Origin of the sequence: Luteolibacter rhizosphaerae (genome assembly GCF_025950095.1) — a bacterium.
Classification (GTDB): domain Bacteria; phylum Verrucomicrobiota; class Verrucomicrobiia; order Verrucomicrobiales; family Akkermansiaceae; genus Haloferula; species Haloferula rhizosphaerae.
The window spans coordinates 156,067-171,390 of sequence record NZ_JAPDDR010000004.1 but is presented as its reverse complement, the minus strand read 5'-3'; the positions used below and the strand labels follow the sequence as shown (position 1 = coordinate 171,390).

Below are 15,324 nucleotides of genomic sequence, written 5' to 3'. Positions count from 1 at the left end.
TTTCCCCCTCACAGGCGCCCGGCCGCCTTGATATCCAGATAGCGATTCGCTAGCGCTACCGGAAACTCCTGTGCCGGCACGTCCAGCGTGAGAACACCGAAGCCCTGAAGAGTAGCGAGGACCTCGGCCCGCTCCGCGTCATAGCGCTCGGCGGCGGCGAAGCGGAGGGCATCGCCGAATTCCTCGATCGGCTTCTTGCGGGCATTCTCCACCGAACGTTCGCGCAGGCTGGCGAGCATGACGAGATGCTTCGAACGCAGCATCCTCAGGGCCGGGACCAGTTCGGAGGCATCCTCCCCACGCAGGTTTGTCATCACGACCACCAGAGCGCGCCGCTTCTGGCGCGCCAGCAAGCGCTCAACCGCGGCCGCGAAGTCGCTCGGTTCCGGGGTGGTCCGGTAGTCGAAGAGATGGTTCAGCAGTACCGCCATCGAGTGCGAACCCTTGACCGGCGGCAGCCAGCGGTTCGTGCCGCCGAAGGCTTGCACGCCCACCTGATCGCCCTGGCGGAGCGCCACGTAAGAGACGAGCAGCATCGCATTCAGGCAATGGTCGAACTGCGGCAACTCGCCATCCATCGCCCGCATGCGCCGACCGGTGTCCGTGAGGAAAATGATGTTTTGGTTCCGCTGCTCCTGGAACTCCCGGCTGATCAGCATCGCGCGGCGCGAGGTCGCCTTCCAATCGATCTGCGAGAGCGGATCGCCCTCGCGATACTCGCGGAGCTGGTGGAAATCGCGGCTGCTGCCCGCGATGGAACGGCGGACGATCCCCATCTGCTCCTGACGGGCCTGCATCGCCAGCAGCGCGAAGCGGAGTACCGGCTCGTAGTCGGGATAGACTTTCACCTCCTCCGCCTCACCGGAAAGGTAGGCATGCAACCAGAGACCGAGAAGTGAAACACGGCGGACATGCACCTTCGAGAACGAGGCCATGCCGCGCTCGATGATCCGCACCTCGTGTGTCACCCGCGCCTTGCCACCGGCTGCAATGGTTCCCTTCCACGGCATCGCCTCCGCTTCCGCACCGGCCGGGATGCCGTCGAAAACTTCGACCGTGGCCGGCAGGCGTCCAACATTGCGGATCTCCAGCCGGACATCGGCGCCCTCCCCCACCGCGAAGCGGCCCGGCAAGCGGCGCGAGATCTGCAGCCTGGCCATGCGAATCATAGCCACGGCATCGAAGATTGCGGCACCGACAAACACCGCGCCGCTGATCCACCAGGCAGGCAATAGCTCGCGCCAGATCGAGGCGAGAAGCCCGAACAAAGCCCAAGCCACCACGATCCACAGCGCTCTGCCGGTAGGACTCATTCTTCTTTAGAAAAGCCTTCTCACTGCCGCGGGGCCGGGACCGACTCCACGATAATCTTGAGCACCTCATCCATCGACTGCCCGCCCATCGCCACCTCCGGCGCGAGCTGCACGCGATGACGCAGCACCGGCAGCGCGGCGGCCTTGATATCATCAGGAATCACGTAGTGACGCCCATGCATCAGCGCGATCGCCTTGCCGATACGGACCAGCGCGATGGCGCCGCGGGTTCCTGCGCCGAGCCACACCGTCTTCGCCTCGCGCGTGGCTTGCACGATCGCCACGGCATAGTCGACGACTTCGCGGACCACCTGCACGGCGGCGGTGGCGGCCTGCGCCCGCACCACGTCCTCCGGACCCGCGACGACTTGGAGTTCGTTGGTCACCGCATCTCCCGGCACTTCCGAAGCCGAGCGTGCGACGATCTCCGATTCCGCGGCACGATCCGGATAGTCGATCAGAATCTTCATCAGGAAGCGGTCGAGCTGGGCTTCCGGCAGAGGATAGGTGCCTTCGTGCTCCACCGGGTTCTGGGTGGCCAGGGTCATGAAGGGCGGGGAGAGCTTCAGCGTCTCGCCATCGATGGTGACCTGCCGCTCCTGCATCACTTCGAGCAAGGCCGCTTGGGTCTTGGCCGGGGCGCGGTTGATTTCATCCGCCAGCAGCAGGTTACAGAACACGGGACCGCGGCGGAGCTGGAAGGTCTGGCTCTTCATGTCGAAGAGGCGGAAGCCGGTTACATCCGAGGGCATCAGATCCGGAGTGAACTGGATACGCCCGAAGACGCCGCCGAAGGCTTTGGCCAAGCCGAGCACAAGCTGCGTCTTGCCGAGGCCCGGCTTGCCTTCAAGCAGGACGTGACCGCCTGCCAGCAATCCAGCAAGCACTTGGCTGACCACTTCGCGCTGGCCCAGCACGGCATGTTCGACCTGGGCGCGGAGCCGGGCCACCAGAGCGGAGGCATCCGGCGGCTGCGGCGTGGATTGATACATCGCTGCTTCTTCAGTCATGAGAGGGATAGGTGGATCTTCTGCAAATCGGCGAGCACTCGGGTGAAGGAAGTCGCATCAGCGGGGCGTTCGTGGGTCATGGCCCGCTCCGCTCGCTCGCGGGTGATGCCCGCCCGCTCCGCGATCCATTCGAATAGGTCGATCCCGCGCTGCGTGGCCGCGGAGAGGCGCTGGGCGCGCTCGATCACCGACTCCCGCAAAGGGCGGAGCATCGCGGAGCCCTTGTCGAGGCGCCATTGGAAATCGCCGAGGGCTTCAAGGTGGTGATCGTAGTCGCGCATCGTCGAGCGCTCTTCCTCACGCCGCAGCGGACCGAAGCGCGGCATATTCTTCCACAGCCAGAAAAGCGTCACCGCCAAGACACCGACGAGCACCGGCCAGGCGTGCCGCCAGAGCAAGGTACCGAGCGAGAGAGCAGCATCGCGCACTACCACGATCTTGCCACCGAAGGGCGATTGCCGGGTCAGCGCGAGCAGGAAGGCGGCGTGGTCGTTCTCATCGATTCGTCGGTTCCTCAGAGGGCGGGCGTCGGCCAGCACCGTAATCAAACCGCTGCCATATTGTGTCTGGCTGAAGACCGACTTCGCTTCACCGTGAATCGAAATACCGGTGCGGGACTCGGCATTCACCCGATAACCGGTCCCGGAAATCTTGATCGGCTCGTCCGATCTCAGCGGAGTGGATTCTCCTTGGCTGAGGGTGATGCCGCTATCCGTGAACCAGCGTGTGAGAGGCTCGGAAATCCCATCGCTCCTGAAGTCGGAAGAGCTTACGAAACGTCCCCAATCATCGTGATGGGATTCCGCATGATCGAGCAAACAGATCATGTGCCCGCCGTCCGCGATCCATGCGGACATCTCGCGCACGTAACCCTCGGTGGAGAGCACGGATGCCGGAAGGATGACCATGGCCACTCCCCGGTCGAGCTTCGGCCAACCGGGACGGCTTTCCACGGCGTAGTCGTAGTGCTCGAGGAAACGCTCCGCCGCCAGATAGGCATCCAGGCGCGCCTTCCCCTTGTAACCGATCTCTCGATCGATCGTCGGCCCCGGGTTGCACCCTGCAAGGAACACGACTGCGATGAGCAGACCCAGCAACCTCACGCGGTCCTCCTTTCCGAGAAGGGCCAGCGGGCGCATAGATCCGTCATCGTTTCGTCCCCAGGGGTCACCCGGCCATAGGCAAGACGCATCCACGCCTCGGTGAGGCCTCCGAAGTAGGCCGCATGAGGAGCCGCCTCCGCAGCCACCCGGCGGACACAATCGCTCTCCGTATCGGACTCCGCGATCTCCACGCCGCCGCCATCGATCAATCGCGAAATCGCGCCGCGATAGAGCAAGCTCATCGCCTCTTGACGCCGTCCGACCCGCCAGAGTTCCATCGCCGCTGCGGGGATGTCCATCGGCAGTGATTCCGGCGCCACGTCCATCCCCATCACCACTCTCGCTTGAGCGCGGATCCGCTTGCCTCCCCCCGCAATCCCGGCAGGACGCAGGATGTGCCGGTAGCGCCAGAGCAGCCACACCACGAAGGCGATCAAACCTCCGACAACCAGATAGAAGAGGAGCTGCATCAGGGTCCCCAGAAAGCTCAGGTCCGGCGCCGAACCTGAGGAGGAGGAACTGCTCGGCACCTTTTCCTTCACCTTATGGATGGTGAAGTCTTCGTGAGACTTCACTTCCTCGATCGTCTCCTTCGGAGTGGGAGCCGCCTCGGCGGCAGGACTCCCGAGCCATAGGAAGCATGCGGCGAGAAAAACGCTCCCCGCGGCGCGCAAGCGATTGGCCAGCCGCCGGAAGGCAAGCTCCACATCCCAGCCCTCGATCCAGGTACGATGGTTGACGTAGATACCGAATCCCGCCCCGGTCGAAAACACGTCTACCAAGGACATTGAGATCAGCAGCGAGACCGTGATCGACCAACCCAGCGTGGTAGGGAGTTCATGCCAAGTCTCCTCCCCCCAGGTATCCAGGGCCACCCACCACTCCTCCGCGACTTCCCGCGGCAGGAACAAAACCTCCGTTCCGAAGACCGCGGCGGCCAGCCAGAAGGTGAGTCCCAAACGCCACATGGCGAGGGCGACCACGGTGGCATCTCCCCGGCGCAGCAAGAGCCGCACCCGCTGGGCGTAGTCCTTTCCGCGCAGGCCTTCCAGATCCTCCACCGCCATGGTCAGCGGTCGCCAAGGCGAGAAGCGCGCCCAGATCATGCGGAAGAAAAAACGCCGGAACACCGCGCGCGGCCACTCGCGGAAGACCGCCTTCCACGTCGGCAACTCGCCGAAGAGATGACGGCTCACCACGAAGAGCACCAGCCGCGAGCTTACCGGCATCCACCACCAGCAGAGCAGAAGCAAAAGCACCGGCACATCGCGCAGGAACACGAAACTGAGGATGGCCACCGGCGCCATGCCCAGCCACCAAGCGCCGAAGAGGCGCCAGAAATCCCGCCGGGAAAGTGCCAGCCCTAAATCGACCGCTTCCCAATCGCTGCGTGGCCGCAGTTCCGCCGTTACATCCTCAAGCCGCACGCGCCCCCCTTCCTACGAAAAGGAAATACGCCACGTGCAAGACCCAGCCCGCGATTCCCACCGCATACTTCACCTGCACATCGATCGGCTCGGCCGACCAGAATCCTTCCACCACGGCGGCCATGGCAGTCATGACCCCGGCGCCATAGATCAGAGGCAAGGCCCGCTTCGCCGCTTCCGCCATCGCACGGCCGCGGGGCAATCGTCCCGGCTTCAGCACGCCCATGCCCAAGCGCATCCCAGCCATCCCTGCGACGACCATACCTAACAGTTCATAGGACGAGTGCCCTGCCACGAAGCTCCAGAAGGACTCCGGGTTGCACGCGTAGTCCACATAACCCGCGGCGGCGCCGATATGAATTCCGTTGTAGATGAGGAAGAAGATGGTGCCGAGGCAGGCCACGATCCCGCCCGCGAAGATCTGGAAATCGATCCCCACGTTGTTCTGGATGTAGAAGGCGAACATCATGAAGTTCGAGCCATACTCGCTCCGCAGATGGCTGATCTGCTGCTCCTGCCCGCCGTACATCTGCTCCATGCTGGCCATCCCCTCCGCTCCCAGCGCGGCCCGGATCCAATCGATGTCCCACTTCGCGGAGAACATCATCACGAAGAAAGGCACCCAGAACAGGGCATTGCAGAGCCAGAACAAGCGCCACTCCGCCCTTACAGCCTGGGGGAAGCCCGAGACGGCGAAGCGGAGCGCCGCTTCCCACCCGCGCTTGCGGCTGCGGTAAAGCAGCTTGTAACCGCGGATGACCAGCGTGTTGAGTCGCTCGATGAGCTGCGCCGGATACATCCGGTGGCGAGCCAAGGCGAGATCGGCACAAGCTTCGCGGAAGCGGCGCGGTAGTTCGTCCACGCCGGCCTCCGGCTTGCCCTTCTCCACAGCAGTGATCTGGCGATCCAGCTCCACCCAATCCGCAGCGCGGCGTTCTTCAAAGGATCCCGGGCTCATCGTTTCTCCTGTAGCCAGTGTGCGATTGCCATCATGCGGGAAACACCAAGGTTCCCTTTGCTTCCGGTAAGTTCGGTCGCGTGATCCGCGATCTCGGCGCGGCGCCCCTCCGACCACAGTCCCGCGCGCTCCCGGAAGGCCACGACCGCGCGGACTTCTTCGGGACGCAGGGCCACCGCGGGCCTCGCGGCTTCCATGGGAGGGGGCGAGGGAAGCGCTGGCTCGGGAAGCACCCGGTCATAGATGACCACGGTCCCCGCCGCCAAATCCCCGAGCCGCTGGAAACGACGCGTGGCAAGACAAGTGGCCAAGCCGAAACCCAGCGTGGGAAAGCCAATAAACCCGGCACCGAGGAAAGGCATGCTATCCGCCGTCCGGAGGAAATTTCTCAACACGGACTGGCCGAAGGTGATCGGAGCGCCGGAGGTCTGCACCACCCGCAAGCCCATCGCGCGCTTGCCCGGGGTGGCCCCACGGCGGCTGGCCTCGAAGAAAACCGGGAACCACCAGGAAACGAAGAACCACACGAGTTGCATCGCGCCGAGGGCGACGTTCCCGCCGACGGCGATTCCGGCCATGCCCAAGATAATACCCGCCGCAATCAGAACCCCGATCTCGATGGCCACATCAATCGCCAAAGCCATCCCGCGTAGCAGCGGTCCCGCAATCCGGAGACGAACTTCCACGCCTTCCGCCAGTTCAATGGCCTGCAGCGTGTCGATCCGTCCCGCACTTTCCTCCATGATTCGGAAATCGGCCCCGAACCTACGAATTCCTTTCGCCCCGTAAAGTATCTTCGCCCGCGAGGAGTAAGGAATCGGCAAGGCCGGGACCGTCCCCCCGGACAGTCCCGGCCCGCCATGTGCGCACTCGTTATCCAGCTGGAAATCCGGTGATCAGACGCCCGCGGCGATCTCGTTCAGCCCGCGGCTGAAAAGCCCTCCGGTGGCGATCCGCGTGAAAGCTTCGTCCGCGTCGCTTTCCTCCTCCAAAGTCGTGCCGAGGATGTCGGCATCCTCCGTGTAGCCGAGGCACTCCGCGAAGGCGCGGGCAGTGCCATATCCCGCGATCTCATAGTGTTCGATGCGGTTCGTCGCCGCGATCAACACGGCATCGCGGACGCTGCCGGAACGCGTACGCCCTGCATGCTTACGGGCCTCACGGATCAGGCCGCGCACTGCCTCGCATTCTTCCCCGCCGGGATTGAGACCATGACGGCAGAAGATATCTTGGAGGCGCGCCCGATGCATCCGGGTTTCGCCCATATGCTTCTGGAAAGATTTTTTCAGCTCGGGGTCGGTGACGCTGTTGGTCAGGTCCGGTAAAGCCGCAACCAGTTGTGATTCCGCGCTATAGAGATCGCGCAACTGATCGAAGTAGAGCTGTTCAAGGTTTGTGATCATGGCTTTCGGGAGATTCCAACCGCTTCATTGCGGAGGGGGATTTTTCCTTGGTCCGCCTCTATCGATGCACCTCCCGTGCCCCCAACGTTTATCATTCAGCTCCAGCAGGTTATTGCTGAACCTATGTTATTTGATTAACGCATCGTGCATTCGGCATGCATTGATCCCGTTGCAACTTGCCTCATTTGGCACGAACAGGATTCGACCTTGCCGCCGTATGAGGGGACCGGGACAGTCCCGGCTAACCCATGGAAAACCCCATTGCCCGCGAGATCCTCGGCGAGCAGGAACAGCGCGCCGTGCTCCGCAAGATCACGCTCCGCCTCGTTCCCCTCCTTTTCATCTGCTACATCGTCGCCTACATCGACCGGATCAACGTCGGCTTCGCGAAGGATCACCTGCGGGAGCCGCTCGGGATCGACCCGGCTGTATTGGGAACGGTCTTCGGCACCGGCGCGGGACTGTTCTTCATCGGCTACTTCCTTTTCGAAGTGCCAAGCAATCTCGCACTCCAACGTTTCGGGGCGCGGGTTTGGATCGCGCGGATCATGATCGTGTGGGGGCTGGTCTCGATGTGCTTCATCTTCGTGAAGGGCACTACCAGCTTCTACCTGCTGCGCTTCCTTCTGGGAGCCGCGGAGGCCGGCTTCTTCCCCGGGATCATCCTCTATCTGACCTACTGGTTCCCGGCGAAGGAACGCGCCAAGACGATGGCCCTGTTCGCGCTCGGGGGAGTGGCGGCAGGCGTGGTCGGCTCGCCCATCTCCAGTGCCTTGCTTGAGATGGACGGGATCATGAATTGGCCGGGCTGGAAGTGGTTGTTCCTGATCGAAGCCATTCCGGCAGTGCTGCTCGGCTTGGTCGTGCTGCTGTGTCTGCCCAATGGACCGTCTGAAGCGCGCTGGCTTCCCGCGCGGGAGAAGCAGTGGCTGCTGCAGACCTTGGAAGACGAAGCGAAAGTCGCGGCAGGAGGCCGGAAAACCCGGCTCCGCGATGCCTTCACCTCCCCGCAGGTTTGGCAGCTCACCTTCATCTATTTCCTGATCAACGTGGCCGGATACGGCTTCGAATTCTGGCTGCCTTCCATCGTGAAGAAGCTCTCGGACCGCAGTGATTCGCTGGTCGGCGTGATCAACATGATCCCTTACATCGCCGCCGGCATCGCGATGGTCGTAGTGGGACGGAATTCCGACCGGAAAGGCGAGCGCACGTCCTACATCGGCATTGCCGCATTCTGCTCGGCGATCGGATTCACGGCGGCGGCCGTCCTGGACAATCCCTTCCTGGCGATTGCCGCCCTCACGCTGGCCTTCGCAGGACAAAAGTCCACCTTGGGGCCCTTCTGGGCACTGGGAGCTTCCGCGCTCAGCGGAACTGCCGCAGCAGGAGGCATCGCCCTGATCAACTCCATCGGCAACCTCGGCGGCTACGTCGGGCCGAAAATCGTCGGCGTGATCACCGACAAGACCGGCAGTTCCATCACCGCGATGTTCGTCTTGGGCGGAGCCATGCTCGTGATGGGGCTCTTCGCCTTCGGACTCTCGCTCACCGGCCGCTTCCGGCGCGACCTGCCGGTCCCGCTGCCAACGGAAGAGCGCTGAATCTCATTCCTCCGCCTTGCGGATCTGGATCCGAGGGCGCTCCTGCGCTTCCGCCGGGCCGCTCGCGGGCGGCGGGAGAGGCGCGACCGGCTCCTTGATGATCCTGCCTTTGACCGGGTAGCGCTTATTCAGCTCCTCGATCTCCTTGGCCTCCGCGATGGCGGCTTCCTTGTCCGCTTTCTTACGGGCGAAGTGTGCCCATAGCGCCAGAGAGCCTGCGAGGATCAGGGCACCGATCACGATCATTCGAAACTTCCTCCACATTTCCTTCTCCGGCTGGGCAGGAGCCTCACCCGGATTGCGACGGGGTCGAGAATTTTCACGCCAATCCCTGCCGTCTGGCCAGCGCATGAAGCCGGGAAAGATGCAGCTCCGGTTCCACGGAATCACCGTGATTTGGCAAGACACCGACGGGATCCAAAGCCAGCGCCCGGACCACGCTTGCACGGACCATCGCGCCATCCACGTTGAAGATCGCCGGCGGCAGATGGGAGAAGCCCGGATAACTCGCGAAGAGATCCGCGCAAAAGAGCAGGCGGTGACGCTCGCAGTAGTATCCCATGTGGCCCGCCGTGTGGCCGGGCAGATGGATGGCGCGCAGTCCATCCCAGACCTCGATCTCGTCGCCATCGTCGATCCAACGATCCGGGGCAAACGCTTGGAAGCCGAGCAGCGGACGCCCCAATGACTCCAAGACGCCGGTCACGCGGGAAGCGCCCCGATACACGGCCCTTCCCTCATAGTGCGCGGAATCCAAGCGCGGTGCCGCGATCCATGCACCCGTGGCCGCGGCAAGGCGCCCGACGTTCAGGATATGATCCAGATGGCCGTGGGTCAGGACAATTCCGGTAAGCGGCAGATGCTCCCAACCCGCGAGACGGAGCGCGCGGGCCAGCAGGCCCACACCACCGACGAAGCCGCAATCCACGAGCACGATCCCACCGTCATGGCGCAGGGCATGGAAGCTCACACCCGGGGCTTGAACGCGGATCAAGCCGGGGCAGCGCATCGCAAGGAGGCTACACCGGCTCGATATCTCGCGACAAGCCCGCTAAGAAAGAAGGCCTCCCCTAGGGGAGGCCCTCACTTAGAATCACTCCACCTTCAAGCGCAGGAAGCGTCGGTCATGCCCCGCTCCGACGGTCAGAGTCGCGCGGAGCTGCTCCTTCTCCGTCGTTTCATCCAGTGTCTGGATGGTGAATCCGGTGTTATTCCAGCTCGCCAGGTTGTCCGACCATTGGGGAGCCGCCACCGGATCCGTGGCGGACTTCAGGTGCCACCAGGTCAGGGTCAAATCGTTCCCTTGCTTGGCGATTGCCGGCAAGGCCTCGAGCGCATCCGGAGTTCCGGGCTGGCTGCCGAAGTAATATTCGAGCAAGTTTGCCATGCCGTCACCATCCGGGTCGTCGGACTCACCCGTAAGGGCCAGCCCGGAGAAGCCAGCGATCCAGCTTTCGTAACCGATCAGGTTGGAAATGGCGAGCGTGAAGGTTTGCGAAACGACCTCGCCGTTCGCATTGAAGCGCTCGATCACCAAGGCATAATTGCCAACCGGAGCTGTCAGGGTTCCCGACAATACGCCCGTGGTCGAATCGATGGTGAGCCCAGCCGGGGTCTGCGAAGTCGCTCCGAGGCGGAACTGCGAGGGCGAGGAAAGTGATCCAGAACGCAGTGCCGTGATGAAGTTGGAGTTCGACGTGGAATTTTGCTGGAGAGGGGTGCGCCCCGTGGCCACCTGCCAGCGATTCAGGATAGCGGTGTCGGGTTCGTTACCGCCACGATAGGCTGCGGCTTGGTCGGCAGCCACCGCGGTGAGATGAATATCGCCACCCGTGGAAGTCCCGAAGGAGAAGCCCGCCACGTAAGTCTGGCCTTCCTTGTTCAGCTTCACGAAATCGCCGGTGTCTACGTAGGCAGGCCAAGCACCTGAGAAGTAGGTTGAGTTTGCGGCAGAGATCACCATCGTCCCATCCGCGGGATTGGTATCGTTCGCAGGCCAAGCTGGAACCCCGCTATCCGGAAAACCTTGATAGATCAGGATCAGAGTACCGGCAGGGATATTGTCCCATACCGCGGAATCGTTGAAGACGAGAAGATTTCCATCCCGGTCTTCGAGAGACCAATTCCGGAAAGAGCGGTGATTGATGGTGAGGATCTCGACCCACTCCATGTTGGCAGCGGTGCCTTGGCAGAACTCGTTCACGATCGCGTCCCGCACAGCCGAGGCGCTGGCGTTGCGCAAGACAAGATCGCTGTCGTAGCTGTAGGCGCTTCCGGCTTGGACTTGAGTGACCGGGATCTGCAGGAGATTCACCGCCGGGGTAGTGATCGTATTGCCGGTGACAGTGGCATCCCGGACCGTGACTTGGCAGCGCACCAACCTACCCGACGGCACGGCTCCCGCCTCCAGAGTGGCGGTGGTGATGCCGGTGGAGGTCCACGTTTGGGAATCGGCCGAGGATTCCCAGAGATAGTCATAGCTCAGGGTGCCGCTCTCCGGATCGGTCGCGGCGATGCCGGTCACGCTCACGGCTTGGTTTGTATAGGCCTGTGCAGCCGGAGTCAGGGAAGCGGCCGTGATCGTCGGGGCCTCGTTGATCACCACGCCGGTCATTCGCACGGAGAGGCCGGTCAAGGTTCCGGTGTCGACGGCGGCCCGGTCGGCCACCCTCACCGTCCAGGTTCCGGTCGAAGTTTCACCCCAGTGACGTGGGGTGGAGAAGTTCCACCCGGAGAATGAGGTACCATAGTCCTCGACGCGGCTCTGCGCCATGCGGCTGGAAGTTCCCTGAGGTGAGGTGAGGATGACTTCCAGATCCCCGCGGTATTGGTGGGTAGCCGTCAGGGATACCTGCACTTGCTCCACGCGCAATTCAGCTCCGGTAAAGGTGAAGCTGCGGGTCACACCCGTGGCATTGTTATCCGGAATGGCGATCGAGAGGCCGTTTTGAGCCAAACTCTTGGATGTCGCCGGAGGCAAATTGGTCCATGTGGCGGACATGTTGACGGCTGCGGTCGCATCCACGAGTCCCGCGCCGTATTTGTGGTTGAAATGGAATCCGGCCGCATTGTCGACCCAGCCGCCGTCGGTTGGATTGAACTTTGCGGAGCTGCGGATCAGGATCTCTTTCACGTCCCGCCAGCCCAAGCCGGGCTTCTTCTCCAACATCAGGGCGATAATGCCCGAAACGGTCGGGGTAGCGGAGGAAGTGCCCCCGAAGGTGTTCGTGTAATCGCCACCGTTGGCAGAGGTTGCCGAGTTGTAGCCTTGGGTCGCAGTGCGGTCGACGGTGGTGATGCCCAGTTCGCCCGCGCCGCTGTCGCCATTTGAAGGAGCTACTACCAGAAGGTTGGCTCCGGATTCGCTGTACCAAGACTGATCTCCCTGACTGTTGATTGCACCGACCGCGATCGTGTGAAGGTCATTGGCGTAGCCGTCGAAATTGGAGTAATCTCCATAGTCCAAGCCATTCCCACCGGCCCATGTGAAAATAGTACCTAGGCCACCGCGACCGCTCGTAGCGGCAGTGGCGAATGCCTGACGGGTCAAGGGACCCGGACCTTCCAAAGTGAAGCCGAAGTCGGAGGGCCCCCAACTGTTGGACTTGATGTGGATCAAATCGTTCTTGTGGGCCATCGCCGCGGCCTCCTGGGAGTCGGTGGTGGCTGCCGATATCAAACGCATTGCCACCAGAGTTGACAAAGGAGCAGTCCCCGACACGCCGACCCCGTTGTCGCCGCGGGCACCCACATTACCCGCACATGAAGTCCCGTGGTCGTCGCTATAGGGAACACCACCAATCGTGCCCGATTGCGCGGAGGGGTTGTTGTCGTTCCCGTTCCAGTCCCAGTCGTTGACGGTATCAAGATTGGCCACGAGGTCCGCATGGTTGAGATCCACGCCGTCATCGATGACGCCGACGCGGATGCCGCTCCCCTTCACGCCACCGGCACCACCATAGTTCCAAGCACCTTCCACGTTCACGTCGGTGCCGATAATGGCCCCTGCTTGTCCTTGGTATTTGAGATGCCACTGCTGGCCGATCATCGGGTCGTTCGGCATGGCGCGCTTCTGGCGCAGGGAGGCGAGCTGGATTTCCGCCTCCTCCACGTTCGTCGCACCGCGCAGGGAATCAAGCGCTGCAAGCGCGGCGAAGGAGTCCTCCGCGGAAACGACCGCATAGCCCGGCGCGTAGTCGGGCTTCTCTTTCAACACCACTCCGACGGGCAGGACCGGATCGGCATCCGGGGAAGGGAGCTTCACCGTGATGTCACGGGTGATCAGACGGCGATGGATTTCCTCATGAGGAAGGCCCGGCTCGTAACAGACCGGAAGCACCTCGCCTTCGATCTCCATCAGGCGCGAGCGCAGGGTCTCCAAGGTCGCAGGCGGATCAAGACGCACGGTGACGTCCTTGCCATCCGGCGCGCGCAGCACCGCTTCATCGAGCGCGATCTCGAAAGTCCGCGTCGTGCCGCGATCCTCGGTCGTGAGGACGGGAGCAGGAACGGGTGGCACCACTGCCCGGGCCACGGATTCGGGGGCGATGGCAGCAGCTGCCGTCTCGACTTCGCCCGGTGCCTGCGGTGCCGCAGCTTCACGGGGTGCTGAAGGACTGGCTTGCGACGGCTCTACCGCCGCGGGTTCTTCACTGCGATTGAGCCAGACTGCGCCCACGAGGGCACACGAGAGAATAGAGGATCCGACAATGATCCTGCGACCGGGGCGGGACATGGAGGTGTAAAGGGCTTAGGAAGGTAGGGCAAAAACAACCCGGCCGAAGAAGCCGGGTTGCACGGGAGACAGCGAGAACGATACGACGCTCAGCGTCCATTCCAAAGATATAACATAATTTTCATCGTATTTTCACCGACTACTACCCGGTTTCTGCGGAGCGCTCCGCCCTACTCCACCAAGTGGTTCTGCATTGCATACCGGGTCAGCTCGACATTGGTCGAGAGACCGAGCTTCTCGGAGATACGGCTACGATAAGTCGCGATCGTCTTTTCACTCAGCGCCAGATCCGAGGCGATTTCTTTGATCGAGCTACCCTTCGCGATAAGTTGGAGGACCTGCATTTCGCGATGTGACAGGTTCTCATGTGGGGTGCCGGTCCAGCCTTCCGCCGCGGCTTTCGCCAGCCTCTCCGCCACCGCGGAGCTCACATAACGGCCTCCTGCCAGCACCCGCTTCACCGCGGCAACGAGAAGGTCGGACGCACTTTGTTTGGAAACATAGCCCGCAGCGCCCAGCTTCAGCGCCCTCAACGCGAAGTCCTCCTCGGTATGGGCACTGACCACCAGCACCGGCATGGAGGGAAACAGGCGGCGGAGATCCCGCAGGAGTTCCAAGCCGCTCCGCCCCGGCATATTGATATCCACCAAGGCAAGATCGAAGGGGGCGCTCTCGATCAATGCCATGGCCTCGCGGGCGTCGCCCGCATCCACGATCTCCGCTCCCGGCAAATGATCAAGCAGGAGCCCCCGCAGTCCGCGGCGGATCAGTTCGTGGTCATCGGCGATGAGGATTCTCATGGGATCTTCCCCCAAGGGAGTTTCGCCACCACACAAGTACCCCCGGAATCCCCGGTGGTAAAGATCACCTTGCCGGCAAGCAACTCGGCGCGCTCGCGCATGCCGAGCAGCCCCAAGGAGTGAGGATCCCGGTCCACACCGGCCGGCATTCCCTTGCCATTGTCCGAAATCTCCATCTCGAGCAAATCCGCGCCGAGCTGACATTTCACCTTCACCTCGGAAGCATTCGCGTGGCGGGATACATTGGCCAAGGCTTCCTGAAAGATCCGGAAAGCCGCCGTGCCCAACTCCGGCGGTAAATCCTCCGGCAATTCCCCGACTTCGATCCGGCAGGGAATCCCGCTCCGGAGGGTGAAGCGGTCCCCTTCCTCGGTGAGCGCTTCGGCCAGACCCAGATCATCGAGCACATCCGGTCGGAGATCGGTGGCGATTCGCTGCACGGTCCCGATCAGGAGGTCCACCTGCTCTTGAGCTTCCACCAAGCGGTCGGTAAGCGGATTGAAGGCGCGGTCGTCCCGCAGTTCCAAACGACCCTCCACCCAGCGGAGATCCATCTTCAGGCCGGTCAGCGCTTGCCCGAGCTGATCGTGAAGTTCGCGGGAGATCCGGGTGCGGTCGGCTTCGCGCAGAGTCTCGACCCGGGCCGACAAATTGCGGAAGGTCTCGCTCACTTCGGACATCAGCTCCCATTGCTGGCGCTCGGCCTCGCGCCAGCCACGGTAGGCCCGGCGCAGGACAAAATAGAGCAGTACCGAGGTGGTGATGACGAAGTTGATCCCCTTTAGCGATTGGAGGGAAACCGGGCTATCGGGCATCACGCTCTGCAAGAGCCGGTCCGAGCCGATCACCCAGACGCTCGCGAGCACCACGTACGCGAGCACGATCCGCACCTCGGGGCGGGGCATCACGTGGGGCCAGAGGGTTCCGGGGGGATCGGACGGCATGAGGGAGGATGGAGGTGGGGGCGGAAGCCT

13 protein-coding genes are annotated in these 15,324 nt (G+C 62.8%); 1 reads left to right on the top strand and 12 read right to left on the bottom strand.

The genetic code is table 11. The features are described from left to right. Positions 1 to 8: 8 nt before the first annotated feature. From OJ996_RS08910 to OJ996_RS08880, 7 genes are all read right to left on the bottom strand, one after another. Positions 9 to 1,313: a DUF58 domain-containing protein gene (locus tag OJ996_RS08910; RefSeq protein ID WP_264513198.1), complete on the bottom strand. Its 1,305-nt coding sequence runs from the start codon at positions 1,311 to 1,313 to the stop codon at positions 9 to 11. A gap of 20 nt (positions 1,314 to 1,333) precedes the next feature. Continuing rightward, positions 1,334 to 2,323 carry an AAA family ATPase gene (locus OJ996_RS08905; protein ID WP_264513197.1) on the bottom strand — a complete coding sequence of 330 codons (990 nt, stop codon included), beginning with the start codon at positions 2,321 to 2,323 and terminating at the stop codon, positions 1,334 to 1,336. Beyond that, positions 2,320 to 3,462, bottom strand: a complete 1,143-nt coding sequence (locus OJ996_RS08900; protein ID WP_264513196.1) for a DUF4350 domain-containing protein — start codon at positions 3,460 to 3,462, stop codon at positions 2,320 to 2,322. The genes OJ996_RS08905 and OJ996_RS08900 overlap by 4 nt, the downstream gene beginning before the upstream one ends. Continuing rightward, a complete protein-coding gene (locus tag OJ996_RS08895) occupies positions 3,423 to 4,853 on the bottom strand; it encodes a DUF4129 domain-containing protein (protein ID WP_264513195.1) in 1,431 nt (476 codons plus the stop codon). Before OJ996_RS08895 ends, OJ996_RS08900 begins: the two co-directional genes overlap by 40 nt. Further along, on the bottom strand, positions 4,843 to 5,811 hold the full coding sequence (locus tag OJ996_RS08890; protein WP_264513194.1) for a stage II sporulation protein M: 969 nt from the start codon (positions 5,809 to 5,811) through the stop codon (positions 4,843 to 4,845). The genes OJ996_RS08895 and OJ996_RS08890 overlap by 11 nt, the downstream gene beginning before the upstream one ends. Next, complete coding sequence (locus OJ996_RS08885) at positions 5,808 to 6,554, bottom strand: RDD family protein (RefSeq protein WP_264513193.1); 747 nt, start codon at positions 6,552 to 6,554, stop codon at positions 5,808 to 5,810. Before OJ996_RS08885 ends, OJ996_RS08890 begins: the two co-directional genes overlap by 4 nt. A gap of 153 nt (positions 6,555 to 6,707) precedes the next feature. Beyond that, entirely contained in the window at positions 6,708 to 7,214 is a 507-nt protein-coding gene (locus OJ996_RS08880) for a ferritin-like domain-containing protein (protein WP_264513192.1), read from the bottom strand. Positions 7,215 to 7,462: 248 nt separating this feature from the next. Between OJ996_RS08880 and OJ996_RS08875 the strand changes: the two genes are divergently transcribed. Next, positions 7,463 to 8,815: an MFS transporter gene (locus OJ996_RS08875; protein WP_264513191.1), complete on the top strand. Its 1,353-nt coding sequence runs from the start codon at positions 7,463 to 7,465 to the stop codon at positions 8,813 to 8,815. Positions 8,816 to 8,818: 3 nt separating this feature from the next. Here OJ996_RS08875 and OJ996_RS08870 read toward each other — a convergent pair whose 3' ends face one another. The 5 genes from OJ996_RS08870 to OJ996_RS08850 all read right to left on the bottom strand — a co-directional run bounded on the left by OJ996_RS08870 (position 8,819) and on the right by OJ996_RS08850 (position 15,294). Further along, a complete protein-coding gene (locus OJ996_RS08870) occupies positions 8,819 to 9,061 on the bottom strand; it encodes a hypothetical protein (RefSeq protein ID WP_264513190.1) in 243 nt (80 codons plus the stop codon). Positions 9,062 to 9,134: 73 nt separating this feature from the next. Next, on the bottom strand, positions 9,135 to 9,824 hold the full coding sequence (locus tag OJ996_RS08865) for an MBL fold metallo-hydrolase (RefSeq protein ID WP_264513189.1): 690 nt from the start codon (positions 9,822 to 9,824) through the stop codon (positions 9,135 to 9,137). Between the two features lie 84 nt (positions 9,825 to 9,908). Continuing rightward, on the bottom strand, positions 9,909 to 13,550 hold the full coding sequence (locus OJ996_RS08860; protein ID WP_264513188.1) for a S8 family serine peptidase: 3,642 nt from the start codon (positions 13,548 to 13,550) through the stop codon (positions 9,909 to 9,911). 170 nt (positions 13,551 to 13,720) lie between these two features. Next, a complete protein-coding gene (locus OJ996_RS08855; RefSeq protein ID WP_264513187.1) occupies positions 13,721 to 14,350 on the bottom strand; it encodes a response regulator in 630 nt (209 codons plus the stop codon). Continuing rightward, positions 14,347 to 15,294: a sensor histidine kinase gene (locus OJ996_RS08850; protein WP_264513186.1), complete on the bottom strand. Its 948-nt coding sequence runs from the start codon at positions 15,292 to 15,294 to the stop codon at positions 14,347 to 14,349. Before OJ996_RS08850 ends, OJ996_RS08855 begins: the two co-directional genes overlap by 4 nt. Between the last annotated feature and the right edge of the window lie 30 nt (positions 15,295 to 15,324).